General features: G+C 71.4%; 29 protein-coding genes and 1 riboswitch. Of the genes, 21 read left to right on the forward strand and 8 right to left on the reverse strand.

Annotated elements, in window-relative coordinates; all coding sequences use genetic code 11:
• Positions 1 to 45: 45 nt before the first annotated feature.
• Positions 46 to 1,071, reverse strand: a complete 1,026-nt coding sequence (locus ACIRQ7_RS05370) for a LacI family DNA-binding transcriptional regulator (protein ID WP_401461529.1) — start codon at positions 1,069 to 1,071, stop codon at positions 46 to 48.
• Positions 1,072 to 1,222: 151 nt separating this feature from the next.
• The gene (locus ACIRQ7_RS05375) at positions 1,223 to 2,062 is read right to left on the reverse strand and encodes a response regulator transcription factor (protein WP_404259972.1); all 840 of its coding nucleotides are present in this window, start codon (positions 2,060 to 2,062) and stop codon (positions 1,223 to 1,225) included.
• A 239-nt stretch (positions 2,063 to 2,301) separates the two neighbouring features.
• Between ACIRQ7_RS05375 and ACIRQ7_RS05380 the strand changes: the two genes are divergently transcribed.
• On the forward strand, positions 2,302 to 3,159 hold the full coding sequence (locus tag ACIRQ7_RS05380; RefSeq protein ID WP_404259973.1) for an alpha/beta hydrolase family protein: 858 nt from the start codon (positions 2,302 to 2,304) through the stop codon (positions 3,157 to 3,159).
• 22 nt (positions 3,160 to 3,181) lie between these two features.
• Here ACIRQ7_RS05380 and ACIRQ7_RS05385 read toward each other — a convergent pair whose 3' ends face one another.
• Positions 3,182 to 5,083 carry an ABC transporter ATP-binding protein gene (locus ACIRQ7_RS05385; RefSeq protein ID WP_404260136.1) on the reverse strand — a complete coding sequence of 634 codons (1,902 nt, stop codon included), beginning with the start codon at positions 5,081 to 5,083 and terminating at the stop codon, positions 3,182 to 3,184.
• 107 nt (positions 5,084 to 5,190) lie between these two features.
• Positions 5,191 to 6,924: an ABC transporter ATP-binding protein gene (locus tag ACIRQ7_RS05390; protein ID WP_404259976.1), complete on the reverse strand. Its 1,734-nt coding sequence runs from the start codon at positions 6,922 to 6,924 to the stop codon at positions 5,191 to 5,193.
• A 214-nt stretch (positions 6,925 to 7,138) separates the two neighbouring features.
• Here ACIRQ7_RS05390 and ACIRQ7_RS05395 point away from each other — a divergent pair, with 214 nt between their 5' ends.
• The 7 genes from ACIRQ7_RS05395 to ACIRQ7_RS05425 all read left to right on the forward strand — a co-directional run bounded on the left by ACIRQ7_RS05395 (position 7,139) and on the right by ACIRQ7_RS05425 (position 11,607).
• Positions 7,139 to 7,384, forward strand: a complete 246-nt coding sequence (locus tag ACIRQ7_RS05395; protein WP_404260138.1) for a MoaD/ThiS family protein — start codon at positions 7,139 to 7,141, stop codon at positions 7,382 to 7,384.
• A 10-nt stretch (positions 7,385 to 7,394) separates the two neighbouring features.
• On the forward strand, positions 7,395 to 8,582 hold the full coding sequence (locus ACIRQ7_RS05400; protein WP_404259977.1) for a hypothetical protein: 1,188 nt from the start codon (positions 7,395 to 7,397) through the stop codon (positions 8,580 to 8,582).
• Between the two features lie 177 nt (positions 8,583 to 8,759).
• Positions 8,760 to 9,461: a DUF2993 domain-containing protein gene (locus tag ACIRQ7_RS05405; protein WP_404259979.1), complete on the forward strand. Its 702-nt coding sequence runs from the start codon at positions 8,760 to 8,762 to the stop codon at positions 9,459 to 9,461.
• Positions 9,462 to 9,716: 255 nt separating this feature from the next.
• Positions 9,717 to 9,824, forward strand: coding sequence for a putative leader peptide (locus tag ACIRQ7_RS05410; protein ID WP_401461516.1), 108 nt, complete (start codon positions 9,717 to 9,719; stop codon positions 9,822 to 9,824).
• A 155-nt stretch (positions 9,825 to 9,979) separates the two neighbouring features.
• Positions 9,980 to 10,819, forward strand: coding sequence for a sulfurtransferase (locus tag ACIRQ7_RS05415; RefSeq protein ID WP_401461514.1), 840 nt, complete (start codon positions 9,980 to 9,982; stop codon positions 10,817 to 10,819).
• A gap of 48 nt (positions 10,820 to 10,867) precedes the next feature.
• The gene (locus ACIRQ7_RS05420) at positions 10,868 to 11,155 is read left to right on the forward strand and encodes a DUF1416 domain-containing protein (protein ID WP_401461512.1); all 288 of its coding nucleotides are present in this window, start codon (positions 10,868 to 10,870) and stop codon (positions 11,153 to 11,155) included.
• A 167-nt stretch (positions 11,156 to 11,322) separates the two neighbouring features.
• Positions 11,323 to 11,607, forward strand: coding sequence for a DUF3099 domain-containing protein (locus ACIRQ7_RS05425; protein ID WP_401461510.1), 285 nt, complete (start codon positions 11,323 to 11,325; stop codon positions 11,605 to 11,607).
• Between the two features lie 22 nt (positions 11,608 to 11,629).
• Here the strand turns inward: ACIRQ7_RS05425 and ACIRQ7_RS05430 are convergent, their stop codons facing one another.
• Entirely contained in the window at positions 11,630 to 11,995 is a 366-nt protein-coding gene (locus ACIRQ7_RS05430; RefSeq protein WP_401461509.1) for a DsrE family protein, read from the reverse strand.
• Positions 11,996 to 12,298: 303 nt separating this feature from the next.
• Here ACIRQ7_RS05430 and ACIRQ7_RS05435 point away from each other — a divergent pair, with 303 nt between their 5' ends.
• From ACIRQ7_RS05435 to ACIRQ7_RS05460, 6 genes are all read left to right on the forward strand, one after another.
• Positions 12,299 to 12,862, forward strand: a complete 564-nt coding sequence (locus tag ACIRQ7_RS05435; RefSeq protein ID WP_403675392.1) for an FABP family protein — start codon at positions 12,299 to 12,301, stop codon at positions 12,860 to 12,862.
• Between the two features lie 71 nt (positions 12,863 to 12,933).
• Positions 12,934 to 13,006: riboswitch (cobalamin riboswitch) on the forward strand.
• A 118-nt stretch (positions 13,007 to 13,124) separates the two neighbouring features.
• Complete coding sequence (locus tag ACIRQ7_RS05440) at positions 13,125 to 14,231, forward strand: FecCD family ABC transporter permease (RefSeq protein WP_401461505.1); 1,107 nt, start codon at positions 13,125 to 13,127, stop codon at positions 14,229 to 14,231.
• Positions 14,231 to 15,040 (forward strand): ABC transporter ATP-binding protein, encoded by an 810-nt coding sequence (locus tag ACIRQ7_RS05445; protein ID WP_404259981.1) that lies wholly within the window; start codon positions 14,231 to 14,233, stop codon positions 15,038 to 15,040. Before ACIRQ7_RS05440 ends, ACIRQ7_RS05445 begins: the two co-directional genes overlap by 1 nt.
• Positions 15,041 to 15,048: 8 nt before the next feature.
• Positions 15,049 to 16,092: an ABC transporter substrate-binding protein gene (locus ACIRQ7_RS05450; protein WP_404259983.1), complete on the forward strand. Its 1,044-nt coding sequence runs from the start codon at positions 15,049 to 15,051 to the stop codon at positions 16,090 to 16,092.
• Positions 16,093 to 16,151: 59 nt separating this feature from the next.
• Positions 16,152 to 16,598 carry a Fur family transcriptional regulator gene (locus ACIRQ7_RS05455; protein WP_404259984.1) on the forward strand — a complete coding sequence of 149 codons (447 nt, stop codon included), beginning with the start codon at positions 16,152 to 16,154 and terminating at the stop codon, positions 16,596 to 16,598.
• A gap of 101 nt (positions 16,599 to 16,699) precedes the next feature.
• Positions 16,700 to 17,665, forward strand: a complete 966-nt coding sequence (locus ACIRQ7_RS05460; RefSeq protein WP_401461497.1) for a YgfZ/GcvT domain-containing protein — start codon at positions 16,700 to 16,702, stop codon at positions 17,663 to 17,665.
• A 30-nt stretch (positions 17,666 to 17,695) separates the two neighbouring features.
• Here the strand turns inward: ACIRQ7_RS05460 and dtd are convergent, their stop codons facing one another.
• On the reverse strand, positions 17,696 to 18,121 hold the full coding sequence (gene dtd / locus ACIRQ7_RS05465; RefSeq protein WP_401461496.1) for a D-aminoacyl-tRNA deacylase: 426 nt from the start codon (positions 18,119 to 18,121) through the stop codon (positions 17,696 to 17,698).
• 175 nt (positions 18,122 to 18,296) lie between these two features.
• Here dtd and ACIRQ7_RS05470 point away from each other — a divergent pair, with 175 nt between their 5' ends.
• The 5 genes from ACIRQ7_RS05470 (at position 18,297) to ACIRQ7_RS05490 (ending at position 22,697) form a co-directional block, all read left to right on the forward strand.
• The gene (locus tag ACIRQ7_RS05470; protein WP_404259987.1) at positions 18,297 to 18,968 is read left to right on the forward strand and encodes an ABC transporter substrate-binding protein; all 672 of its coding nucleotides are present in this window, start codon (positions 18,297 to 18,299) and stop codon (positions 18,966 to 18,968) included.
• Positions 18,969 to 19,013: 45 nt separating this feature from the next.
• Complete coding sequence (locus tag ACIRQ7_RS05475) at positions 19,014 to 20,015, forward strand: asparaginase (RefSeq protein WP_404259988.1); 1,002 nt, start codon at positions 19,014 to 19,016, stop codon at positions 20,013 to 20,015.
• Positions 20,016 to 20,039: 24 nt separating this feature from the next.
• Entirely contained in the window at positions 20,040 to 21,284 is a 1,245-nt protein-coding gene (locus ACIRQ7_RS05480) for a GNAT family N-acetyltransferase (protein ID WP_404259990.1), read from the forward strand.
• A 191-nt stretch (positions 21,285 to 21,475) separates the two neighbouring features.
• On the forward strand, positions 21,476 to 21,907 hold the full coding sequence (locus tag ACIRQ7_RS05485) for an ankyrin repeat domain-containing protein (RefSeq protein ID WP_401461490.1): 432 nt from the start codon (positions 21,476 to 21,478) through the stop codon (positions 21,905 to 21,907).
• 223 nt (positions 21,908 to 22,130) lie between these two features.
• Positions 22,131 to 22,697: an NADPH-dependent FMN reductase gene (locus tag ACIRQ7_RS05490; RefSeq protein ID WP_401461488.1), complete on the forward strand. Its 567-nt coding sequence runs from the start codon at positions 22,131 to 22,133 to the stop codon at positions 22,695 to 22,697.
• Positions 22,698 to 22,738: 41 nt separating this feature from the next.
• On the opposite strand, the gene ACIRQ7_RS05495 is transcribed toward ACIRQ7_RS05490, so the two are convergent.
• Entirely contained in the window at positions 22,739 to 23,317 is a 579-nt protein-coding gene (locus ACIRQ7_RS05495; RefSeq protein ID WP_404259992.1) for a TetR/AcrR family transcriptional regulator, read from the reverse strand.
• 161 nt (positions 23,318 to 23,478) lie between these two features.
• Between ACIRQ7_RS05495 and ACIRQ7_RS05500 the strand changes: the two genes are divergently transcribed.
• Positions 23,479 to 23,892, forward strand: a complete 414-nt coding sequence (locus ACIRQ7_RS05500; protein ID WP_404259993.1) for a VOC family protein — start codon at positions 23,479 to 23,481, stop codon at positions 23,890 to 23,892.
• A 284-nt stretch (positions 23,893 to 24,176) separates the two neighbouring features.
• The gene (locus tag ACIRQ7_RS05505; RefSeq protein WP_404259994.1) at positions 24,177 to 24,950 is read left to right on the forward strand and encodes a hypothetical protein; all 774 of its coding nucleotides are present in this window, start codon (positions 24,177 to 24,179) and stop codon (positions 24,948 to 24,950) included.
• 30 nt (positions 24,951 to 24,980) lie between these two features.
• Here ACIRQ7_RS05505 and ACIRQ7_RS05510 read toward each other — a convergent pair whose 3' ends face one another.
• Positions 24,981 to 25,967 carry an aldo/keto reductase gene (locus tag ACIRQ7_RS05510; protein WP_401461481.1) on the reverse strand — a complete coding sequence of 329 codons (987 nt, stop codon included), beginning with the start codon at positions 25,965 to 25,967 and terminating at the stop codon, positions 24,981 to 24,983.
• Between the last annotated feature and the right edge of the window lie 459 nt (positions 25,968 to 26,426).

The raw sequence follows: 26,426 nt of genomic DNA on the forward strand, positions 1-26,426 counted from the left end.
GTTCGGATCAGACCCGCGGGCCCGGCCTGATCCGCACGGCAGCGGCTATTCCCGGCAGCCGCAGGACCGGCGGACGACCAGCCGGGACGGGAACTGCCGCAGCCGCTCGCGGCGCGAGCCCACCACCCGCAGGCCGTCGTCCAGCACCAGATCCACCGCGGCCCGCGCCATCGCCGTACGGTCCGAGGCGACCGTGGTCAGCGGCGGATCGGTCAGCCCCGCTTCCTTCACGTCGTCGAAGCCGGCGACCGCGAGCCCTTCCGGCACGTCGATGCGCAGCTCGCGGGCGGCCCGCAGCACGCCGATGGCCTGGTCGTCGGTCGCGCACATGATGGCCGGCGGCCGGTCCGGGCCGGCCAGCAGCTTCAGGGCGACCTGGTAGGAGTCGTAGCGGTTGTACGGGGCCTGGAAGTAGCGCCCCTCCACCGGCTTACCGGACTCCTGCATGGCCCGCCGCCAGCCCTCGACGTGATCGGTGACCGGGTCGCCGGACTTCGGGGTCTCCTCGGTGCCGCCGAGGAACGCGACGTACGGGTGGCCGTGCTCCAGAAGATGCCGGGTGGCCAGCTGCGCGCCCCAGACGTCGTCCGTCATGACCGCGACGTCGTCGATGGCGTCCGGCCGGCGGTGCAGCAGCACCACCCGGGCGTCCCAGGCGTCGATCTCGGCGGCGGCGTGCTCGCTGGGGCCCTGGCTGATCAGGATCAGCCCGGAGACCCGCATCCCGAGGAACGCGCGGAGGTAGTGCACCTCGCGCTCGTCGAGGTAGTTGGCGTTGCCGACGAGCACCATTTTCCCGCGCTCGGCGGCGGCCTGCTCGACGGCGTGCGCCATCTCCGCGAAGAACGGCTGCCGGGTGTCCGGCACGATCAGGCCTATGAGGTCGGTGCGGCGGGACGCCATCGCCTGGGCGACGCGGTCCGGCCGGTAGCCGAGCTCCTTGATGGCGGCGAGCACCCGCTCGCGCGTGGCCGGGGCGACCGGCCTGGGACCGTTGTTGATGACGTAACTGACGACAGCGGTCGACGTACCCGCCAGTCTTGCCACATCATCCCGCGTCACTTTGGCCACGCGCGGCAGTCTACGCGGGTGGTTTCGGGGGGGCCCGGCAGTTCTGCGCGGATCAGGGAGCGGGGCCTGGTGCGCTCAGCTGCAGGACGACAACGCCGCAGATGTGCGCACCGGGCCCCGCTCTCCCACGAGAACTACCGGCACCCGCCCTTCATCGCCGGACAGGCCGTGAGGGCGCCGCTCCGGGGGTCACGGAGCTGCCCCTGCCGGGCTTCTCACCGGTACGGGAGGCGTCCGCGGCGAGCTTCGCCGCGTTCGCCGCCTGCGCCGCCTTCGCGGCGTCGTCCTTCGCCTTCGCCTCGGCCGCGGCGCGCTCGACCTTCTCCGGCGTCACGAAGCGGTAGCCGACGTTACGGACCGTGCCGATCAGCGACTCGTGCTCGGGGCCGAGCTTGGCGCGCAGCCGCCGGACGTGCACATCGACCGTCCGGGTGCCGCCGAAGTAGTCGTAGCCCCACACCTCCTGGAGGAGCTGGGCGCGGGTGAAGACCCGGCCCGGGTGCTGGGCGAGGTACTTCAGCAGCTCGAATTCCTTGAACGTCAGGTCCAGGACCCGGCCCTTCAGCTTCGCGCTGTAGGTCGCCTCGTCCACCGACAGATCGCCGTTACGGATCTCCATCGGGCTGTCGTCGGTGGTGATCTGCTGGCGGCCCATGGCCAGCCGCAGCCGGGCCTCGACCTCGGCGGGGCCCGCCGTGTCCAGCAGGACGTCGTCGACGCCCCAGTCGGCGGTGACGGCGGCCAGCCCGCCCTCGGTGACCACCAGGACCAGCGGACAGCCCGGTCCGGTGGACCGCAGCAGCTGGCACAGCGACCGCACCTGCGGCAGGTCGCGGCGGCCGTCGATCAGTATGACGTCGGCCCCTGGGGTGTCGATCAGGGCCGGGCCCTCGGCCGGGGCCACCCGCACGCTGTGCAGCAGCAGGCCGAGCGCCGGGAGCACCTCCGTCGACGGCTGGAGTGCGTTGGTCAGCAGCAGGAGTGAACTCACGTCCGACCACCTGCCCGGTTTTCGGCGTGCTTCATCCTGTGACTGTCCTGCTCGCTTCGCTCGCCCATGACGTCTGGTTCCTCCTCGGTCCCTGCGACGGGGGCACCACCCGGCCTGGGCCGGGGGAGTCTGCGGCACTGCTTCGTACGCTGCTCACAGCCGCGCATGCGTGGCTGAAAGCACAAAAGGACCCGGGGGCAACGCTGCCCGGATCCTTCTTGCCCAGCAGAATAGCTCACATGAGTTCCGGACCCGAGGCCGATTTTGCACGTTCTTGTGTTTCGTCGATCACTTCGAGTGGTCAACGGGCCACCCTGTTGACGGCGGACGGCGTCCGGATCGAGGCCGCCCGGACCCCCCGCACGCCCCCGCCGGCGGGCCCGGCAGGCGCCCCCGCCGACGACCTCGTCATCGTCCTCGCGCACGGCTTCACCGGCGCCCTGGAACGTCCCGCGCTGCGCCGCGCGGCTGCCGCGTTCGCGCAGCGTGCGGCCGTGATCACTTTCTCCTTCCGCGGTCACGGGCGCTCCGGCGGCCGGTCCACGGTCGGCGACCGCGAGGTCGAGGACCTGGCCGCGGCGGTCCGCTGGGCCCGCTCGCTGGGCCACCGCCGGGTCGCCACGGTCGGCTTCTCCATGGGCGGTTCGGTGGTGCTGCGGCATGCGGCGCTTTACGGCCAGGGGGAGCGCGAGGGGCGCACGGGTGCGCACGCCGACATCGTGGTCTCGATCAGCGCGCCCGCCCGCTGGTACTACCGCGGCACCGCGTCGATGCGCCGCCTGCACTGGGTCGTCACCCGCCCCACCGGGCGGCTGGTCTCCCGCCTCGGCCTGCGGACGCGTATCCACGACCGGGACTGGGACCCGGTGCCGCTGTCCCCCACCGACGCCGTCCCGCTGATCGCGCCCACGCCGCTGCTGGTCGTGCACGGCGACCGGGACCCGTATTTCCCGCTCGACCATCCCCGGATGCTGATGGCCGCCGCCGACCCGGCCACCACGGAGCTGTGGATCGAGCCGGGCTTCGGGCACGCGGAGAACGCGGCGGGGCCGGAGCTGCTGGGGCGGATCGGGGAGTGGGTGGCCGCCCGCGGCTGAGCGCGGCGGGCGGCCGGGCCGCTCACTGCGTCTCCGCCACCGCCTCCGCGAACTGGGCCGCGTACAGCCGCGCGTAGGCGCCGCCCGCGGCCAGCAGGGCGTCGTGGGTGCCCTGTTCGACGATCGCGCCGGACTCCATGACCAGGATCACGTCGGCGTCCCGGATCGTGGAGAGCCGGTGGGCGATGACGAAGCTGGTGCGGCCGGTGCGCAGCCGGGCCATGGCGTGCTGGATCAGCACCTCGGTGCGGGTGTCGACCGAGCTGGTGGCCTCGTCGAGGACGAGGATGGCCGGCTCGGCGAGGAAGGCACGGGCGATGGTGATCAGCTGCTTCTCGCCGACCGAGACATTGCCGCCCTCCTCGTCGATGACGCTGTCGTAGCCGTCGGGGAGGGTACGCACGAAGCGGTCGACGTGAGTGGCCCTGGCCGCCTCGATGACCTTGTCGAGCGAGGTGCCCTCAGGGGCGCCGTAGGCGATGTTCTCGGCGATGGTGCCGCCGAAGAGCCAGGTGTCCTGGAGGACCATGCCGATGTTCGCGCGCAGTTCCTCGCGCGACATGTCGGCGATGTCGACACCGTCCAGGGTGATCCGGCCGCCGCGCACCTCGTAGAACCGCATGAGGAGGTTGACCAGGGTCGTCTTGCCCGCGCCGGTCGGGCCGACGATGGCGACGGTCTGGCCGGGGTGGACCGCCAGCGACAGATCGTCGATGAGCGGCGTGTCCGCGTCGTAGCGGAAGGAGACGTGCTCGAACGCGACCCGGCCGGTGACCTGGCCGGGGCGCACCGGCTGCTCGGCATCCGGGTCCTGCTCCTTGGCGTCGAGGAGTTCGAAGACCCGCTCGGCGGAGGCGACACCGGACTGGACGAGGTTGGCCATGGAGGCGACCTGGGTGAGCGGCTGGCTGAATTGCCGGCTGTACTGGATGAACGCCTGGACGTCACCGATGGACAGCGCCCCGGAGGCCACCCGCAGACCGCCGACGACCGCGACCAGGACGTAGTTGAGGTTGCCGATGAACATCATCGCGGGCTGGATGATCCCGGAGATGAACTGCGCCTTGAAGCCCGCGGAGTAGAGCGCGTCGTTCTGCTCGCGGAACAGCCCGGCGGACTCCTTCTGCCGGCCGAAGACCTTCACCAGCGAGTGGCCGGTGTACATCTCCTCGATGTGGGCGTTGAGCTTGCCGGTCGTCTTCCACTGCTGGACGAACTGGGGCTGCGCCCGCTTGCCGATCTTGGTGGCGACGACGACGGAGACCGGCACGGTCAGCAGCGCGACCAGCGCCAGCAGCGGCGAGATCCAGAACATCATCACCAGCACGCCGACGATGGTCAGCAGCGAGACGACGATCTGGCTGAGGGTCTGCTGCAGCGTCTGCTGGATGTTGTCGATGTCGTTGGTCGCCCGGGAGAGCACCTCGCCGCGCTGCTGCTTGTCGAAGTAGCTCAGCGGCAGCCGGGCCAGCTTCTCCTCGACCTGCTCACGCATCCGGAAGACGGTGCGCTGCACGACGCGGGTGGCGATCCTGGCCTGCACGAAGCCGAACAGCGAGGCCGCGGCGTAGATCACCGCGACCCAGAGCAGCACGGTGCCGACCGCACCGAAGTCGATGCCGTGGCCGGGGACCACCGGCATCGTGCCGAGCATGTCGGCCAGGCCGCCCTGGCCGTCCGCCCGCAGATGGTCGGCGGCCTGCTCCTTGCTGATTCCGGCGGGCAGTTGGCGGCCGACGAGGCCCGCCATGATCAGGTCGGTGGCGTGGCCGAGGACCTTGGGGCCCAGCACCGTCAGCGTCACGCTGAGCACGCCGAGCACCAGCGCGACCGAGATGACGCCGCGCTCCGGGCGCATCTGGCCCAGCAGGCGCTTGCCGGAGCCCTTGAAGTCCATCGACTTCTCGGTGGGCTGGCCGCCCATCATCCGTCCGGGTCCGGCCGCCGGGGCCGGGCCTCTTCTGGGGGCGGCCGGTGCGTCGCCGCCGGCCGGGGCGGCGGTCCGGGCGGCCGCGCCCTTGTCCTGGGTGGTCACGCCGCCTCCTGCTCGGTGAGCTGGGAGAGCACGATCTCCCGGTAGGTCTCGTTGTGGTCCATCAGCTCGGTGTGCGTACCCGTGCCGACGACCACGCCCTCGTCGAGGACGATGATGCGGTCCGCGCCGCGGATGGTGGAGACCCGCTGCGCGACGATCACCACGGTCGCCCGGCCGGTCTCCCGCGACAGGGCGGCGCGCAGCGCCGCGTCCGTGGCGTAGTCGAGCGCCGAGAAGGAGTCGTCGAAGAGGTAGATCTCGGGTCGGCGCACCAGCGCCCGCGCGATCGCCAGCCGCTGCCGCTGACCGCCGGAGACATTGCCGCCGCCCTGGGAGACGGGCGCGTCCAGCCCGCCCTCCATCCGCTCGACGAACTCGCGGGCCTGCGCGGTCTCCAGGGCGTGCCAGAGCTCTTCGTCGGTGGCGTCGGGGTTGCCGTAGCGCAGGTTGGTCGCGACGGTGCCGGAGAAGAGGTACGGCTTCTGCGGGACCAGGCCGATGGCGGTGGCCAGCGTCTCCTGGTCGAGGGTGCGGACGTCCTCGCCGTCGACCAGGACCGTGCCGCCGGTCGCGTCGAACAGTCGCGGTACGAGCCCGAGGAGGGTCGATTTGCCGCTGCCCGTCGAACCGATGACGGCGGTGGTCTCGCCGGGGTGGGCGATCAGCGAGATGTCCTTGAGGACCGGCTGTTCGGCGCCCGGGAAGCGGAACTCGACGTTGCGCAGCTCCAGTTCGCCGTGCCGGCGCAGCTCGGTGACGGGGTTCTCGGCCGGCACGACGCTGGTGTCCGTCGCCAGCACCTCCTGGATGCGCTCGGCGCACACCTCGGCGCGCGGCAGCATCATCACCATGAAGGTCGCCATCATGATCGACATGAGGATGTACATGAGGTAGCTGAGGAACGCCGTCAGCGCGCCGATCTGCATGGCGCCGCTGTCGATACGCAGCCCGCCGAACCAGACGACGGCCACGCTGGAGAGGTTCACGATCAGCATGACCAGCGGGAACATCATCGACATCAGCCGGCCGGCACGCACCGACACGTCGTAGAGGTCGGTGTTGGCGCCGGCGAACCGCTCGCGCTCGTGCCGGTCCCGGACGAAGGCGCGGATGACGCGGATGCCCGTGATCTGCTCGCGCAGCACGCGGTTGACCGTGTCGATGCGCTCCTGCACACCGCGGAACAGCGGGCGCATCCGGCGCACGATCAGCGAGACGAGAACGCCGAGAACCGGGACGATGACCAGGAGGAGTCCGGAGAGCGGCACGTCCTGATTGAGCGCCATGACGACGCCGCCGACGCACATGATCGGCGCCGACACCATCATCGTGAACGTCATGAGCACCAGCATCTGGACCTGCTGGACGTCATTCGTCGTGCGGGTGATCAGCGACGGCGCGCCGAAGGTGCCCATTTCCCGGGCGGAGAAGGATTGCACCCGGTCGAAAACGGCGGCGCGGATGTCGCGGCCGAGGGCCATGGCCGTCCGGGCCCCGAAATAGACGGCGCCGATGGCACAAATGATCTGCAGGAGGGTCACGGCGATCATGAATCCGCCGAGGCGGAAGATATAGCCCGTGTCCCCCTTCACGACACCGTTGTCAATGATGTCGGCGTTGAGGGTGGGCAAATAGAGCGTTGCCAGCGTCTGGATCAGCTGAAGCAACACGATCACGGATATCGAGCGCCTGTGGGGCCGCAAATGCGCCCGCGCTAGTCGGACCAACACCCGTAGAGCCTATGCGAACACTTGCCCTCGGCAATCGAATTTCCGAGGACCCCCAGGCCGGGCGCAACAGCCTTTGCCAGAACTTGCCGGGAACCGGACCGGGCGCGGCGTACGCCATCATGGAGGCGGCAACGACGGGGCCCCGCCACGGCCCCCGCCCACGACCACACACGATGATCACGATGAAGAGGCCGCCGTGACAACAACTGGCACCGTGCGCTACTGGGCCGCGGCCAAGGCCGCCGCCGGCACGGCAGAGGAGCCGTACGCGGCGGCGACGCTCGCCGAGGCGCTCGACGCGGCGCGCGCGACGCACGCCGCGAATCCCGAGTTCGCGCGCGTCCTGCTGCGCTGCTCATTTCTGGTGGACGGCGATCCGGTCGGCACCCGCGACCATGCGACGGTGACGCTGGCCCCTGGCGGCACCGTCGAGGTCCTGCCGCCGTTCGCGGGAGGGTGAGCACACGACCATGAGCGACAACGAGCCGCAGCACGGACAGCAGAACCCGTACGACCCGTACGCCCAGCCGTACGCCCCGTACGCGCAGCAGGCCCCCTATAACCAGCCGGACTCCTACGCGCAGCAGCAGTACCGGTACGAGCAGCAGCAACAGCCCTACGGGCAGGAGCCGTCCCAGGGCCAGAGCCAGGGCCACTACGGCCACGCGCCGTACGACGGGTACGGCAACGGCACCCACGACGCCTACGGCACCCCGCAGCAGGCCGCCCACCACCCGCAGCCCGCGAACCCGCAGACCCAGGTCTGGGACGCCCCCACCTGGGAGACCGGCACCCACCAGCCGCTGCCGGACACGAGCGCGCAGACCTCGCAGTTCCCCGCCCAGCCGCCGGCGGCACCGCCCCCCGCACCCGCGGCCCCGACCCCCGCCTCCACCGCCCACCTCGCGCCCAACCAGCGCGCCCGCGCCGAGGGCCGTTCGCCGATCATCCCGCCGGGCATGAAGCCGGCCGTGCTGACGGCGGCGCTGGCCCTGCTGCTCGCGCTGGCCGCGCCGCTCCCCCGGCCGGCGCTGCTGGTGCCGGTGGCGCTGCTGCAGGCCGTCACGGCGGCCGGCTGGTTCCGGCTGAACGGCATGTGGCCGGCCCGCCAGGGCATCGCGCTCGCCTTCCTGGCCGGGCTGACCACCGATGTCGCGCTGCTGGCCACCGACCGCGGGGACGCGCCCCTGGTGGCCATCGGCACGCTCGGCGTGTGGTGCCTGTTCGTCCTCGTCCTCCAGCTGCGCAACCGCAGCAGCGCGGACGAGCGGATGTACGCACTGACCGCGGGCCTGACCTCCACCGCCCTGGTCGTGCTCGCCTCGGGCCAGCTCGCCGCCGGCGCGCACGCGGTGGTGGTCGGCGCCGCGGCCGTCGCGCTGGCGACGCTCGCCCGCGCACTGCCGCTGCCCGCCGTCGCCTCCGTCGCCGTCGCCCTGGTGGCGGCCGCGGGCGCGGGCATCGCGGCCGGCCAGCTGACCGGCCTCGGGGCCGGTGGCGCGCTGCTGGGCCTGGCGGCCGGCGGCTGCGCCCTGATCGGCCTGCGGGTGGCGAGCTACGACTACCCCTCCCGCTTCGTCCACCTGACGGCGGGCGTCGCCCTGCCGCTGGCCCTCGCCGCCCCCGCGGTGTACGTCCTGGGCCGCGCGCTCGGCTAGCCCCGCCAACACGGCCGCGCCTGCCGTCCGGCGGCCTCATGGGAGCGCCTCGCGCCCCCATGAGGCCGTCGGGCGCACCGGCCGGACCCGATCCTCTAGGCTCCCCGGTGCGCAGGCAGGGGGCCTGCACCGTGGAAACGGCCGGGCTTCCGGCCCTTGTGTGGGGGAAGTGGTTCGATGCGTGCACTACGGGTGTTGTTGTTCATCGTCGTCATATTCGGGGCGCTGTTCGTCGCGGGCGATCGCTTCGCGGTGAGCTACGCCGAGGACAAGGCCGCGGACAAGATCCGCAGCAGCCAGGGGCTGGACCGGACCCCTGAGGTCTCGATCAAGGGCTTCCCGTTCCTGACCCAGGTCGCCGGCCGCAGCCTCGACGAGGTGGACGCCGAGCTCGGCGGTATCGAGGCCCGTGCGAACGGCCGCACGCTGCGGGTGGAGAAGCTGAGCGCCCGGTTCCACGACGTGGAACTGTCCAGCGACTACACCTCCATCAAGAGCGCCGCCTCGGCCACCGGCACCGCCGCGATCTCGTACGCGGACCTGACCAAGGCGGCGGGCGGCGGCGTCCAGGTGACCTACGGCGGCCAGAAGGACGGCCGCAGCCAGGTCAAGATCTCGCCGAAGCTCCCGCTCCTCAGCTCGCTCCAGGTGACCGGCTCGATCACCACCGTCCACGGCAACACCGTCCGGCTGCGGGCCGACAGCGTCCCGGGGATGTGCAAGGCCATCCCGGGCTGCGAGCAGAAGGTGCGTGCCCAGACCGACCACGAGTGGAAGCTGGACCAGCTGCCGGGCAACCTCAAGCTGGAGAAGGTGGCGACCATGAAGGGCGGCATCTCGATCTCCGCCTCCGGCCAGGACGTCACCCTTCCCGGCTAGAGATCCGCTCCGGCTGACCGTGCCGCCGCGGCGGGCCGCCCCACCGGCCCGCCGCCGCCACCGTCGCCGCGGTCGCACCCCGTCCAACCGCTGAGACACGGACGTCCGTACGCCAGACCCCCCACCGGCGCACCCGGCTCGGAGTGCCGCCCGCGCCGCCCTGCCGTCGTCCGCCATCCCACATCGCGGACAAACGCGTCTCATCATCCGACACGCCGGTGACACGCCCCGGCGTTCGTCCCTACGATCGGTGGCATGCAGAGCTCATTGAGCGGTCTCCGTCCGCGGGGACAGGCGGTTCTTACGAAGCGGCGGGCAGTGGACCTGTGCCGCGTCGCCGCCATGCTCTGTCGCTCTGTCTGACGGGCCCCGTTCGCGCTCCCGTCCACACCCGGCCCGCCCCTCGGGCCACCCCCGCATGTCCGCGCAGCGCAGCGCGCCCAGCCGCAGCGCGCTCACGGCGTACCCACGTGCATGTCTGCAAACCGCCCCCGCAACTGCCCCGGAGGAGAAAAATCATGAGCCGTAGTGACGTCCTGGTAGACGCCGACTGGGTCGAGGCCCACATCGACGACCCCAAGGTGGTCATCGTCGAGGTCGACGAGGACACCTCGGCCTACGAGAAGAACCACATCAAGAACGCCGTCCGGATCGACTGGAAGCAGGACCTCCAGGACCCGGTCCGCCGCGACTTCGTCGACCAGGCCGGCTTCGAGGCGCTGCTCTCGAAGAAGGGCATCGCCAACGACGACCTCGTCGTCCTCTACGGCGGCAACAACAACTGGTTCGCGTCCTACGCCTACTGGTACTTCAAGCTCTACGGCCACGACGGCGTGAAGCTGCTCGACGGCGGCCGCAAGAAGTGGGAGCTGGACTCCCGCGACCTGGTCGACGCCGTGCCGACGCGCGCCGAGACCTCGTACAAGGCGAAGCCGCAGAACACCGCGATCCGCGCGTTCCGTGACGACGTCGTCAACGCCATCGGCGACAAGAACCTCGTCGACGTGCGCTCCCCCGACGAGTTCAGCGGCAAGCTGCTCGCCCCGGCGCACCTTCCGCAGGAGCAGTCGCAGCGCCCCGGCCACGTGCCGAGCGCCCGCAACATCCCGTGGTCGAAGAACGCCAACGACGACGGCACCTTCAAGTCGGACGACGAGCTCAAGGCGCTCTACGAGAGCGAGTCGGTCGACCTGGCGAAGGACACCATCGCCTACTGCCGCATCGGTGAGCGCAGCGCGCTCACCTGGTTCGTGCTGCACGAGCTGCTCGGCCAGACCAACGTCAAGAACTACGACGGTTCCTGGACCGAGTACGGCTCGCTGGTCGGCGTGCCGATCGAGCTCGGCGCCAACAAGTAACCAAGCCGCGTAAGCAGCTTCCCCCGAACCCCTCAAGGAAGTACCCCTATGTGTGGAGCACAGGCCGGCGGACCCGACGCCTCGACGATCAAGCCCGGTGAGACCACCATCCAGGGCAGCGTGACCCGCGACGGCGAGCCCGTCACCGGTTACGTCCGCCTCCTGGACAGCACCGGCGAGTTCACCGCCGAGGTCCCCACCTCCGCGACCGGACAGTTCCGCTTCTACGCCGCCGAGGGCACCTGGACGCTGCGCGCGCTCGTTCCCGGTGGCACCGCGGACCGCACCGTCGTCGCCCAGCACGGCGGTCTGGCGGAGGTCGCCATCGCCGTCTGACGGTGACGTGGGCAGGGTCGCCGTGATGACGATCCGTACGGCTGGAGGGCCGCATCCCCGGGGTTTGGACGCCTTGGCGGGGATGCGGCCCTCCGCGTCGTTCCAGGCCCGGGGCCTGCCCGCGCTCCGGGCTTCATTCCTGCCCCTCGCGGACTTACCGTGGACTTATGTACGCGCACCGCCCGCTGCCCCCGCAGCGCCGTCACCGCAGGTACTTCGTGCTGATGGGCGTGTGCATCGTGCTGTTCGTGCTGGCCTGGAGCGTGGTCCGGCTCTGGTCGGTGCCGGCGGCGGTCGCCATGTGCGTGGTCGCCATGGTCATTCCGCCCGTCGCCGCGGTCATCGGGAACCGCAGGGAGCCCGGCGAGCGCTGGTGGGACGAGTCCGGGGACCCGGAGTCCGACCGCTGGTGGCGCGAGCTGGACGACCGGGAGGACAAGCACCCGCACTGATCACCGGGCCGCGCCCGCGGGCTCAGTAGACGAGCGCCTGCACACCGTCCGGCATGATCTCGCTGACGAAGAACTGCGCGCCGGCGATCCCGGCTCCCTCGATCAGGTCCTTCTGCTCGATGTCCCGCCGGGCCGCGCACTGCGTGCAGACGGTGATCGCGCCGCCGCCCACGAGGATCCCGTCGATCAGCTCCGGCAGCGGCGCCGAATGCGGCAGCTCGAACTCGGCCGCCCGGCCCGGCAGCGCGAACCACGCGGACTCCCCGGTCAGCCACAGCGACACCTCGACGCCGCTGGCCACCGCCACCGCCGCCACCGTGAACGCCTGCGAGCACCGCTCGGGCGCGTCCGCACCCGCCGTCACCTTGATCACGAGCTTCTTCGCCATGGGGCCAGCCTATGCGGCAGGCCCTGGATGGGGGCGCTTCCCGCTCCGTCGGAGCTTGGCGGCGGACCTCACACCGCCGCGTTCACCCGCGCCGACTAGACTCAAGGGCGGTCCGTTACACCTCACTCCGTCCAAGGAGCGCGCTCGTGCTTGAGGCAGTCTTCACCACCCTGCTCGTCCTGGTCGCCGTCGGCGTCGTCGCCTTCGCCGGCCTGACCTGGAAGAAGCTGTACCAGGGCCAGCGCTGAACACCCGCTCCCCACACTCCGCAGATACCCCGCTCTCTACAGATCGCCTGAGCTCATGATCGAGATCCCGTCCGACCTGAACCCGGCCCTGGTGCCCCTCGCCTTCCTCCTCGGCAACTGGGAGGGCGCGGGAGTCGCGGACTTCCCGGGCACCGAGAAGTGCAACTTCGGGCAGGAAGTCACCTTCACCCACGACGGCCGTGACTTCCTCGAATACACCTCGCACAGCTGGGTGCTCGACGGCGAGGGCAAGAAGGTCAGCCCGCTGGAGACCGAGAGCGGCTACTGGCGGATCGACGCGGACCGCAAGGTCGAGATCGTGATGATCCGCGACCAGGGCATCGTCGAGGTCTGGTACGGCGAGCTCGCCGACCAGAAGCCGCAGATCGACCTGGCCACCGACGCCATCGCGCGTACCGCCGCCTCCGGCCCGTACAGCGGCGGCAAGCGGCTCTACGGCTACGTCAACAGCGACCTGATGTGGGTGGGCGAGAAGGCCACCCCCGAGGTGTCGCTGCGCCCGTACATGTCCGCGCACCTGAAGAAGGTCGTGGACCCGAGCGAGTGGGCCAAGGACCTCAAGGACCTGCCCGACGACGGCATCGCCTTCTTCAAGTAGACCGTTCGCCGGACGGCAGCATCAGAGCCGCACGGCAGCACACCAGCACCACCAGCACGACGCGCCCCGCGGGGGAAGTCCGGTGAGAGTCCGGCGCTGACCCGCAACGGTAAGCGGAATCGCCTTCCGCAAGCCCGATCGCCCGCGGCGGCGTCAGCTCCAGCAACTCGCCGTGGACTGCGAGGGGACGCCTTCGCCGCACCGCGCCGGGCCACACCTTCCTCCCGCAGGGAAGCGGCCCGAGCCGAAGGCGGACCCGTCCGTGGCGAGCACGAGCACCCCCCAGGCCGCGCCCCGCGCCCCGGGCCCGCACGACGGGCCGCCGGCCGCGCCGCGACGGCTGCCGCTGCCTCCCCTGATAGCCGTGCTCACGGCCGTGCTGCTCGGCTCCCTGCTCTGCGGGGCCGGTCTCGGGGCCGCCGGGGTGAGCTGGGCGCAGGTGCTGCGCTATCTGACGGCCGGGCTGACCGGCGGCACCCTCGCCCCCGACGAGGTCTCCGCCTACACCATCGTGTGGGAGCTGCGCTTCCCGCGGGCCGTACTGGCCGCCGTCGTCGGCGCCGGGCTCGCCGCCATCGGCGTGGCCGTCCAGGCCCTGGTCCGCAACGCGCTCGCCGACCCCTTCGTCCTCGGTATCTCCTCCGGCGCCGCCGTCGGCGCCAACGCCGTCCTGCTGTTCGGGGCGTTCGCGGCGCTCGGCGTCTGGGCGCTGTCCGCGTCCGCGTTCGTCTCCGCGCTGCTCGCCATGGCCCTGGTCTACGCCGCGGCCCGCACCGCCCACGGGCTCACCCCGCTGCGCCTGGTGCTGACCGGCACCGCGATGTACTACGGCTTCTCCGCCATCACCACCCTCATGGTCTTCACCGCCGACCGCGGCGAGGCGGCCCGCTCGGCGATGATGTGGCTGCTGGGCAGCCTGAGCGGGGCCGGCTGGGGATCGGTGCCGATCGCCGCGGCCGCGGTGGCCGCCGCCCTGGCCCATCTGCTGCTCTCCGCCGGCCGGTTGAACGCGCTCGCCATGGGCGACGAGACCGCCGCGGCCCTCGGGGTGGACGCACGGCGGCTGCGCCGCGAGCTGTTCGTGGTGTCCGCTGCGGTCACCGGCGCGGTGGTCGCGGTCAGCGGCGCCATCGGCTTCGTCGGGCTGATGGTGCCGCATGTGACGCGGATGCTGGTGGGCGCCGACCACCGCCGGGTGCTGGCCGTCGCGCCGCTGCTCGGCGCGGTGCTGCTGGTCTGGGTCGATGTGCTGTCGCGGGTGCTGCTGGCGCCGGTGGAGCTGCCGGTGGGCGTGATCACCGCGGTCATCGGCGTGCCCTGCTTCGTGCTGCTGATGCGGCGCCGCGGCTACTCGTTCGGGGGTGCCTGATGCAGCTGGAGATCACCGGCCTGTCGGTGGAGGTGGCCGGGAAGCGGCTGGTCCACGACATCACGCTGGCGGCCGGCAGCGGCCGCCTGGTCGGGCTCGTCGGCCCCAACGGCAGCGGCAAATCGACCCTGCTGCGCTGCGTCTACCGCGCGCTGCGCCCGGCCGCGGGCGACGTACGGCTGGACGGCACCGACCTGCACGCCATGGACGCGCGCGAGGGGGCCCGGCTGCTGGCCGCGCTGCCCCAGGAGGCGGGCACCGAGTTCGACTTCACCGTGGCGGAGGTCGTCGCGATGGGGCGGCTGCCGCACCAACGGGGCTCCGGCCGGGCGAGCGCCGCGGACACCGAGGTGTGCGCGCGGTCGCTGGACCGGGTCGGCGCCGGGCATCTGTCCGGGCGCGGCTTCCTGAGCCTGTCCGGCGGCGAGAAGCAGCGGGTGCTGATCGCCCGCGCGCTCGCCCAGGAACCGCGGGTGCTGGTGCTGGACGAGCCGACCAACCACCTGGACATCGCTCAGCAGTTGGAGGTGCTGGCCCTGGTGCGGGACAGCCGGCTGACGGTGCTGACCGCGCTGCACGACCTCAATCTGGCCGCCGTGCACTGCGACGAGCTGTACGTCATCGCCGACGGCCGTATCGCCGCCGCGGGCCCGCCGCACGACGTGCTGACCCCCGCCCTGCTGGCCGACGTCTTCGGCGTCCGCGCCCATCGCGTCCGGCATCCCGAAACGGGCGCCGTCCAGCTGCTGTTCGACCGCCTGGCCGCTCGGACCGAGCCCGCCGAAGCCCCCGCCCCGACCGCCCCGTGAGGACCGCCATGACCCCGCCCGCCCGCCGCTCCGCCGCCCTGCTCGCCGTCCTCGCGCTCGCCCTCACCGCCACCGGCTGCGGCGCCCGCGTCGCCTCCGACGGCAAGCCCGGCGCGCGGTCCGGCGGCCCGGGCCCCTACCCGGTCACCGTCGAGAACTGCGGCACCCGCACCACGTACGACAAGGCCCCCGAGCGGGTCGTCACCAACGACGTCGGCATCACCGAGATCATGTTCGCGCTCGGCCTGGAGAAGCACATGGCCGGCTATGTGATGCCCGACGACAAGGGCGATCTGGGCGCGGTGCCCTGGAAGGCCGCGTACGGCAAGGTCCCTTGGCTCTCCAAGAAGGCCATCACCAAGGAGATGGCCCTGGACGCCCGCGCCGATCTGGTCTTCGCGGGCTGGAACTACGGCTTCGGCGAGGACAACGGCATCACCCCCGCCTCCCTCAAGAAGGTCGGCATCGGCAGTTACGTCCTGACGGAGTCCTGCCACAACAGCACCGACGGCAGCGGCGGCAGCGCCCGCGGGGTGATGCCGCCCCTGGAGGCGCTCTACACCGACCTGACGGCCCTCGGGAAGATCTTCCACGTCGAGGGCCGCGCCGCCGCCCTGATCAAGACGTACAAGAAGCAGATCGCCGACGCCGCGGCCAAGGCACCCGCACCGGCCGGCCGGCCCTCCGTCTTCCTCTACGACGACGGCCGCGACAAGCCGCTGACCTCGGGGAAGTTCGCCGGGCCGCACGACATCATCACCAAGGCCGGCGGTGACCACGTCATGAAGGACCTCAAGGACTCCTGGACGACCGTCGGCTGGGAAACCGTCGTCGCCCGCAACCCGGACGTCATCGTCATCAACAACTACGGCGACACCTCGGCCGCCCGGAAGAAGGCGTTCCTGACGTCCTACGCGCCCCTGCGGAACGTCTCGGCCGTCAAGAACGACCGGATCTACGTCATGGACTACGCCGAACTCGTCGAGAGCCCCCGCAACCCGGCCGCCGTCACCGACCTGGCCCGCTATCTGCGGGGTGTGCACACCGGCTGACGCACACCGCCCGGCACCGGCGCGTACGCACCGGCCGCGCACCCTCCTACACTGGCTGTGTGGTGACCACCGACTGGCAGAGCGACCTCCGCAGGCGCGGATACCGCCTGACCCCGCAGCGTCAGCTCGTCCTGGAGGCTGTGGACAGGCTGGAACACGCCACCCCCGACGACCTCCTCACCGAGGTCCGCAAGACGGCGGGCGGCGTGAACATCTCCACGGTCTACCGGACCCTGGAGCTCCTGGAGGAGCTGGGCCTGGTCAGCCATGCCCACCTCGGCCACGGCGCCCCGACCTACCACCTCGCCGACCGGCACCACCACATCCACCTGGTGTGCCGGGACTGCACGGAGGTCATCGAGGCGGATCTGTCGGTGGCCGAACCCTTCACGACCAAGCTGCGCGAAGAGTTCGGCTTCGAGACGGACATGAAGCACTTCGCGATCTTCGGCCGGTGCACGGCGTGCAGCGCGAAGGCGGCCCGGGGCGACGACGCCGGGGCGTGACCCGTACGGCGGGCCCTGCGGGCGCGCGTCCGGATCCGGCCCCCGTGGCGCAGTCCCCGCGCGCCTGTCCGCCCGTTGCCGCCGGGCCGTAGGCTGACTCCATGAAGAGTTCCCTGCTGTCGCTGCCCGGTGCCGTCCCCGCCGAGGCCCCCGACGAAGGCGTCGCCGCGCATTACGGCGATCTCTTCCGGGAACAACGCGCGCTCGCGGGCGGCTCCGGCTTCGTGGACCTCTCGCACCGCGGCGTGGTCACCGTCACCGGCGCCGAGCGGCTGAGCTGGCTGCATCTGCTGATCACCCAGCACGTCAGCGACCTCGCCCCCGGCCACGCCACCGAGGCCCTGATCCTCTCCGCGCACGGCCACATCGAGCACGCGCTCTACCTCGTCGACGACGGCACGACGACCTGGCTGCACACCGAGCCCGGCGACCAGGAGGCGCTGATCGCCTACCTGGAGAGCATGAAGTTCTTCTACCGCGTCGAGGTCGCCGACCGCACCGAGGACACCGCCGTCGTGCACCTCCCGGCCGGCTCGATCACCGAGGTGCCCGAGAACGCCGTCGTACGCGAGACACCGCACGGCCGTGACCTCTTCCTGCCGCGCGACGGCCTGGAGTCCTTCGCGGCCGCCCACGGCCCCGCGATCGGCATCCTCGCCCTGGAGGCGCTGCGCGTCGAGGCACACCGCCCGCGGCTCGGCCTGGAGACCGACCACCGCACCATCCCGCACGAGCTGGGCTGGATCGGCACCGCCGTGCATCTCCAGAAGGGCTGCTACCGCGGCCAGGAGACCGTCGCCCGGGTCCACAACCTGGGCAAGCCGCCCCGCCGGCTGGTCTTCCTGCACCTGGACGGCAGCGAGGTGCACCTCCCGCCGCACGGCACGCCCGTACGCCTCGCCTCGGAGGGCGAGGAGGGCCGCCAGCTCGGCTTCATCACGACCTCGGCCCGCCACCACGAGCTCGGCCCGATCGCGCTGGCCCTGGTCAAGCGCAATGTGCCGGCGGACGCCGCGCTCTCGGCGGACGGCACCGCGGCGGCGCAGGAGATCGTGGTCGCGCCGTAGGGGTCCCCTCGCGGCGCGCCGCGAGGGCGCTCAGACCTCGACGAGGACCGTGAACGGCCCGTCGTTCGTCAGCGACACCTTCATGTCCGCGCCGAAGCGCCCGGTCTCCACCCGGGCGCCGAGCGCCCGCAGCTGCGCGACGACCTCGTCGACCAGCGGTTCGGCGACCGGCCCGGGGGCCGCCGCGTTCCAGGTGGGGCGGCGGCCCTTGCGGGCATCACCGTAGAGAGTGAACTGGCTGATCACCAGGAGCGGTGCCCCGGTGTCCGAGCAGGACTTCTCGCCTTGCAGGATCCGCACCGACCACAGCTTGCGGGCGAGCTGCGCCGCCTTCTCCGCGCTGTCCTCGTGGGTGACCCCCACCAGCACGCACAGCCCTTCACCGACGATCTCGCCGACCGTCTCGCCCGCCACGTCGACGCGTGCGCCGTCGACCCTCTGCACCACAGCTCGCATACGCGCCATCATGCCCGGCGGCCGCCGGCATCCGTACACCCGTACCCACGCAAGGGCCGTTCGGGTGCCATGGCGCTGCACGGGGACCGCCCAGAGTGGCACGATGCGTGCACGCGGTGCGTTTCATGGACAACATGCCCTGGAGGCCGCACCGGACGAGGGGACGGAACGACTCATGAGCACTGCCCGCTCCGGGCGCAGGCCCGGTCCCGCACCAACCGCCCGCACGACACCCACCGCCCTGACGACGACCACCACCGCAACGGCTCGCGTCGAGCCCACCCGCACCGAGGATGGCTCCATGCTCCAGGCAGGCCAGGCGCAGCACCCCCGCCCTCCGCAGCAGCGCGACCGTTTCCGCCCGGCCGCGACACCCGACATGTCCGGCCTGGGCCTTCCCGAGCTGCGGGTGGTCCGGCGCGATTCGCAGCAGGAGGAGGCCGATCTGAGCTATCTGCGGAGGCTGCTGCAGGGCCGGATCGACATCCTGCGGGCCGAGATGTCCCACCGCACGACGCCGCATTCGCCGCTGCTCGACCGCCTCCCGGAGATCCTCACCGATGTCCCGTCGCGGCACCGCTCCTCCGCCCGGCACGTCACCCTCGGGACGCCGCACAGCGAGGAGTACCGCAAGATGGCCGAGGAGATGCTCGGCGACGTCGAGCTGTCCGACCTCACCGCCCGCACGGACCAGGAGCTGCACGACGCGATGCGGCGGCTGATCCGCTACGAGCGGCAGGTCTCCCGCCGCCGCCAGACCCTGCAGCGCACGGCCGACGATTGCAGTGCCGAGATCACCCGCAGGTACCGTGAAGGCGAAGCGCAAGTAGACGACCTGCTCTCCTGACCCGGCTGTTCCCGGGGGCGTGGGTCCCCTCCCGGAAGGCCGCAGATGACCTCGCCCAGCCCGATATCCGCATCGTCCCCGGTATCAGGGCCGTCCCCCGCATCCCCGGTCTCCCCTGTCCTCGCCGAGGTCGTCCGTTCCGGCTTCGTCGAGGGGCGGCACCGCGGTGCGCTGGTGGTGCTGGCGGCCGACGGCAGCGTGGAGTGGTCACTCGGCGATGCCGAAGCCCCGGTCTTCCCCCGCTCGACGAACAAGCCGATGCAGGCCGCCGCCGTGCTCCGGGCCGGCCTCGACCTGTCGGGCGAACGGCTGGCCCTGGCCGCCGCGAGCCATTCCGGGGAGCCCTTCCACCTCGATCTGGTCCGCACGATGCTGGCCGAGTTCGGTCTGACCGCCGACCAGCTGCAGACGCCGCCCGACCTGCCGCTCGACCCGGAGGAGGCGGAGCACTACCTGGCGTCGGGTCAGGTGCGCGACCGCCGCACCATGAACTGCTCGGGCAAGCACACCGCGATGCTGGCCGCCTGCGCGCTCAACGGCTGGCCGCTGGAGAGCTACCTCGACCAGGATCACCCGCTGCAGCGGCTGGTGCTCGACGGCGTCCGCGCGGCGAGCGGCGACGACGTCGCCCACATCGGCACCGACGGCTGCGGCGCGCCCCTGATGTCGCTCTCGCTGACCGGCCTGGCCCGCGCCTTCCGGCACTTCGTCCTGGCGGAGCCGGGCACCCCCGAGCGGCGGGTCGCGGATGCGATGCGCGCGCACCCCGAGTACGTCGCGGGCACCCGCCGCCCGGACACCTGGCTGATGCGGGAGCTGCCCGGCACCCTGTCGAAGATGGGCGCCGAGGCGGTCCAGGCGCTGGCGCTGCCCGACGGCCGGGCGCTGGCCTTCAAGATCGAGGACGGCGCGACCCGCACCCTCGGCCCGGTGCTGGCCGCGACACTGCGGCGGATGGGCGTCGACGCGCCCGTGCTCTCCCGGATCGAGGACGTCCCGCTGCTGGGCGGCGCCGAACGGGTGGGTGAAATCCGCGCGACGATCTGACGGGCGCGTGGATAGCGTGCGGACATGAGCCCTGAGATCCGCACGATCGGCGACAGCGACGTCCGCGGCTGGTTCGAGGCCCTGGTGACCGGGTTCCTGAACCCGCCGGTGGTCTCGGACGAGGACGTCGCCTACCGCACCGCGCACTACGACCCGGCGCGCACCCAGGGCGCCTACGACAACGGCCGCTGCGTCGCCACCTTCCGCAGCTTCGCGCAGGAGCTGACGGTGGTGGGCGGCGCGCGGCTGCCCGCCGACGCCGTCACCAGCGTGACGGTCTCCCCCACCCACCGCCGCCGCGGCCTGCTCAGCCGCATGATGGAGACCGACCTGCGCGCCGCCAAGGAGCGCGGCGATCCGCTCGCCACCCTCATCGCCGCCGAGTACCCGATCTACGGGCGGTTCGGCTTCGGCCCGGCGACCTGGACGACGGGCTGGCTCATCGACGTGCCCCGCACCCGCCTCGACCCGCGGCACGGCGCCCCCGAGGGCGGCGGCAGGGTCGACTTCGCCTCCGCAGAGGAGGTCCGGTCGATCGGGCCCGGTCTTCACGACCGGCTCTGCGACCGGGTGCCGGGCGCGGTCTCCCGCTCCCGCGCCTGGTGGGACCAGGCCGCCGGCGCCGTCCGCTTCCCGCAGTACCCCTCGTGGGTGGAGCCGTTCCACGCCGTCCACCGCTCCCCGTCGGGCACGGTCGAGGGCCTGGTCACGTACACCGTCACGGAGCGCTGGGAAGCCAAGCGCCCGCAGAACTCCGTGCATGTCCGGCAGCTGATCGCGACGACGCCCGCCGCCGAGCGGGCGCTGTGGCAGTTCCTGTGCTCCATCGACTGGGTGCTGCACGTGCACACCGGCGGGCGCGCCCCCGATGATGTGCTGCCGCACCACTTCGGCGACCCGCGCGCCGCCGCCGTCCATGAGCAGTCGGACTTCCTGTGGCTGCGCCCGCTGGACATCCCCCGGATGCTGGAGGCGCGTACGTACCCGGCTTCCGGCAGCCTCGTCCTGGAGGTCGAGGACCGCGCGGGTCTGGCCGGCGGCCGCTTCCTGCTGGACGCGGGCCCGGACGGCGCCACGTGCACACCGACCACGCGCTCGGCCGAACTGACCCTTGACGTGGGCGAGTTGGCCTCGCTCTATCTGGGCGACACCTCCGCCTCCCGGCTGGCCGCGCACGGCCGTGTCCACGAGGAGCGCCCCGGGGCCCTGGCCACCGCCGATCTGCTGCTGCACACGGCGCGGCGGCCGTGGTGCCCGGACGTGTTCTGAGGCGGCCGCCACCGCCGGGGCCGGCGGCCGGGGCGGCCGAATATTCCCGCAGCGGGCGCTGCCCCGGCGGCCCTGGCCTGCATAAAGTGGCGAGGACACAATGCAGGGCGATGCGTTGCGGACGCCGTGCACCGGGCACGGCGCCCCGCGGTGCAGCGCAATCCACCCACCACAGCAGGAGGCCGGCGACCATGAGCGACGCGAATACCGAGCCGCAGGGGCCCGAGGCGATCGAGCACGCCCATGACCCCGAGGTGCTGCAGCTCGCGGCCAAGGTGTTCGACCTGGCGCGGCACGGCGACACCGACACCGTCGCCGCGTATGTGGACGCGGGCGTCCCCGCCAACCTGACGAACGACAAGGGCGACTCCCTCGTCATGCTGGCCGCCTACCACGGCCACGCGGCCACGGTGGAGGCGCTGCTCCAGCGCGGCGCGGACGCCGACCGCACCAACGACCGGGGCCAGTCACCGCTGGCCGGCGCGGTCTTCAAGGGCGAGGACGAGGTCATCAAGGCCCTCGTCGCGCACGGCGCGGACCCGGCGGCCGGCACGCCGTCCGCGATCGACACGGCCCGCATGTTCGAGAAGACGGAGCTGCTGACGCTGTTCGGGGTGGAGTGACCGAGGGGGCGTGAGCGAGGCGGGGCCCGGGGGCGCGGCGAGCCGGACGCGGTGCGCGACGGCGCACGCAGGCGGCGCCCCGGCCCGGTCCGGGAGCCCCGGGCGGGACGGGAAGGACTACATCACGGCCCTTGACCTCAACCTTAATTGAGGTCCTAGCGTCTGGTGCTGACGGCGAAACCGCCGCTCACCCACCCACGCACCTCGCCACGAAGGGCCTCGCATGTCCGAGCACCGCTACACCCTCGCAGTGATCGTCGGCAGCACCCGGGACGGCCGCTTCGCCCCGGTCATCGCGAACTGGTTCACCCGGCACACGGAGAGCCACCCGCACATCGACGTCGACGTGATCGACCTGGACACCGTCCGCCCGTACGAACTCCGTTACGGCAGCGAGGAATACGAGTCCTTCGCCAAGCGCATCGACGAGGCGGACGCGTTCGTCGTGATCACCCCCGAGTACAACCACTCCTTCCCCGCCCCGCTCAAGCACGCCATCGACCTGCTGCACCCCCAGTGGCAGGCCAAGCCGGTCGGCTTCGTCTCGTACGGCGGCATCTCGGGCGGGCTGCGCGCCATCGAGCAACTGCGGCTGGTCTTCGCCGAATTGCACGCCACGACCGTGCGCGAGACGGTGAGCTTCGCGATGGCCGGAAACCTCTTCGACGACCAGGGCCAACTCCACGACCCGGCCCCCGCGGCACAGGCCGCCGACGCCATGCTCCACCAGCTGACCTGGTGGGCCGTGGCCCTGCGGGAGGCCCGGACCGTCCGCCCGTACGGCGCGTAGCGAGCCGGCGGGGCCGGGAGGGGCAGGGGGCGGGCCGCCTCTTACCCCTCCTGGCCGATCGCCCGCTCCACGAGTACGGAGATCAGCGCGTCGGTCCCCTCCTCCGGCACCACGCCCGGCAACGTCAGCTGCTCCACCATCAGCCCCGTCATCGCGAGATACATCAACGTCACGGCGTCGCGGTCGCCGGGCAGCCCGTTCCCCTCATGGAAACGCAGGTTGCCCTCGAACGTCTCCCGCATGACCCGGGTCAGCTCCGCCTGCAGCTCGGGGCGCCGGGTCGCCTCCAGGCGCAGCTCCATCATCGCCAGATAGCCGGTGCGGTTCTCCGCCACCCGGCGATTGATCCACCGCATCAGCTCGCCCACCAGCTCCCGGGTCCGCGGCGCCGCCATCACCACGTCGACCTCGTCCGGGTCGGGCGCGATGCTCAGGTGGATCCGGCCGGTGACCTGCGCCAGCAGATCGTCCCTGTTGGCGAAGTAGTTGGACGCGGTGCCACCGGGCACCCCGGCCGCCGCGTCCACGGCGCGGAAGGTCAGCCCGCGCGCACCGTCCCGCGCCAGCACCTCGATCGCGGCGTCCACCAGCGCCGTGCGCCGCTCCGGGTTACGCACCATGCCGACCCACTCCTCGTCCGTCCCCGGCGGAGCGCCGAACCCGCCCCTCGCCGAACCGATCCGCAAAAACACTTGCAACCACTACACCCAGAGTACTACAACTGAAGCACTCCACTTGGAGTGGTTGTGCGGCGCCCGCCGCGGACCGGAAAGGGACCCCCATGCGCTTCAGCAAATTCGGCACCGCCCTGCTCAGCCACGACGTCGCCGCCAGCACCCGCTTCTACGTCGACCACTTCGGCTTCACCGCCCTCGCGGACCTGGGCTGGTACGTCTCCCTCCAGCACCCCCAACACCCCGACTTCACCCTCGACTTCGTCGAGCGCGGCCACGAATCGATGCCTCCGGACTTCCGCTTCCAGGAGGCCGCCGGCACCCTCCTCGGCTTCCTCGTCGAGGACGCCCGCGCCGAGGAGGCCACCCTGCGCGAACACGGCATCCCCCTCGCCGCGCCCCTGCGCGACGAACCCTGGGGCCAGCGCCGCTTCAACGTCTGGAGCCCCGAAGGCGCCCTGATCGAGGTCCTCCAGAACATCGCCCCCGACCCGGAATGGATGGCGGCCCAGGGCTTGTGACCGCCCCAAGAACTGTCCCGTAACGGCCGGTCGTCTCTGAGGGGTACGGGCTCGGTCGGCGGTCAGCCGAAGAAACGAACAGGCGGAGCAGCAGCCGACCTTGCCCGCCCGACTCCGAGATCGGTTACGGGACAGGCCTCGGATGAAGCCGCAGCCCGGAAATCCCCCCTGAAGCGGCCTTCCAGCCCAGGCGATTGCCCAATTGGACAATATCGGCGAGTGACCACCCGCATCTATCGTGCCCGGTAATCACCGAAGATCGAGCCGTGAATCAGGAGACCTAGATGCGAGTCACCCGTCGTGTGAGTGCACCCATAGGCGCGCTGGTCGCCGGCGCCGCGGCCCTTACGCCCATCGTGTTCAACTCGCCTGCCCAGGCCGCCCCCACACACCTCGTCAACTCCCGCACCGCGCAGGCCCCGGACACCTCGGTCGGCGAAGCGTCAGCTCTCGCCGGGAAGGAGAAGGGAATCCACTCACGTGCGGGTGTGAAGAAGTGCGGAAAGGGCGAGACCGTCTGGCTCGGGGTCAAGGCAATCGGCAAGACTCGGGTGTCGTGGAGGCCCACCGGCGGAAAATTGGTCTCCAGGAAATGGCCGCACGACATCTCCGGCCTCTCGATGCGGACCATACCCACTTGGCACAAGAAGGCCAAGTGGAAGGTGACTTCCATCTACGGAGTGGGCAAGAAGCCGAAGAGGATGACCAAGGCGTACGCCTACTGCAGCAAGAACGGCTGGCCCGTCGGCCCCGGACAGGGGAAGGTCAATGCCAAGAAGTCCGGCATCAAGCGTTGCCCCGCGGGGAAGACGGTCATGATCGAGGACACCGGGATCGGCTACATGGAGCACAAGTTCAAGTCGCTGAAGCCTGGTTCGACGGTGCGTATGCACAGGTTCGGCAGCTCTCAAGGAGTGCTTATCACGACGCGCCTGACACCGACGGAAATGCGCTCGGTAAAATGGGTCATCAACGCCCGGAAAATCAAGAACGTTGAGGGCAAGATCGCGACCCGCAGCAATAAGGGCTACAAGCTCTCCTGCATCAGCAAGTACTGAACCCAAGGCTCCTTGGGCGCACCAGGACGCTCACCCCTCCACGAACGTCAGGCTCTTCTCGTCGTACCGTGTCCCGGCGACCTCACCGGCCGGCGCCGCCGCGTCGATCGCCGCGAGGTCGCCGGCGGACAGCTCCACCGCCAGCGCGCCGAGGTTCTCCTCCAGGTACTTCTCGCGACGGGTCCCCGGGATCGGCACCACATCGTCGCCGCGGTACTGCACCCAGGCCAGGGCCAACTGGCCCGCGGTGACGCCCTTCCCGTCGGCCAGCTCGTTCAGCTTCTCCACGATGGCCAGGTTCCGTTCCAGGTTGCCGTCGGCGAAACGCGGCTGGGTCCGGCGCAGGTCGGACTCCGGCAACCCCTTCACCGAGGTGTAGCGCCCGGTCAGGAAGCCGCGCCCCAGCGGGGAGAAGGGCACCAGGCCGATTCCCAGTTCACGGCACACCGGCGCGATCTCGTGCTCCAGATCGCGGGTCCACAGCGACCACTCGCTCTGCAACGCGGCGATCGGATGCACCGCATGCGCCCGCCGCAGGGTCGCCGCGCCCGCCTCGGACAGTCCGAGGTGGCGCACCTTGCCGGCCGTGACCAGATCGGCCATCGCGCCGACCGTCTCCTCGATCGGTACGTCGCGATCGACACGGTGCTGGTAGTAGAGGTCGATGTGGTCCACCCCGAGGCGGCGCAGCGAGGCGTCACAGGCCTGCCGTACGTATGCGGCGTCGCCCCGGATCGCGGTCGGCGCGCCGAGCTGGTTGGCGAACCCGAACTTGGTCGCGATGACCACCTCGTCCCGGCGTCCGGCGACAGCCCGTCCGATCAACTCCTCGTTGTGGCCCGCCCCGTAGAAGTCGGAGGTGTCCAGCAGGCTGACCCCGAGGTCGAGAGCCCGGCGGATGGTCGCGATCGACTGCCCGTCGTCCGCGTCGCCGTAACCGTGGCTCATCCCCATGCAGCCGAGCCCTTGCGCGGAAACCTCCAGCGCACCGAGCCGACGCTTCGAAATGCCCGTCATCCTGCTACCTCCTGGTGCCAGCCTCGACCGGCTCCGCGGACACCGCGGAACCTCACACCGGACAGTAGGAGTTCGAGCACACTCCAAGTCAATGCGAAACCATCGCGGCTGCCGCCCAGGGCAACCGACGACGCCCCCTAACGGCCGTCATGAACCTCTCGGCATCTCCACCGACGGCCCATGACACTCGCCCGGCAAACCTGGCGCGGACGAGGGAACGGACAGGGAGGGGACAGGGAGCGGACGAGGTAACGGCCACAAGAACGCGACACGGCCGGCCCGTGCTCTCGCTGCCCCGCACCCACCGATCCACGCGTACGGCTTCGGGTACTGTTGCCTCCCCAGCGAGGGACCGACCGAGGAGGTGAGACCGATTACCCGCCAGACCAGGCAGGTGCTCCCGTCTCACCGCCGTGCGGTCCGCCAGCTCAGGTGACCGCCCGACACAGGTGACCGGGA

The sequence above is a fragment of the Streptomyces sp. NPDC101393 genome (assembly GCF_044767385.1).
Lineage (GTDB): Bacteria > Actinomycetota > Actinomycetes > Streptomycetales > Streptomycetaceae > Streptomyces.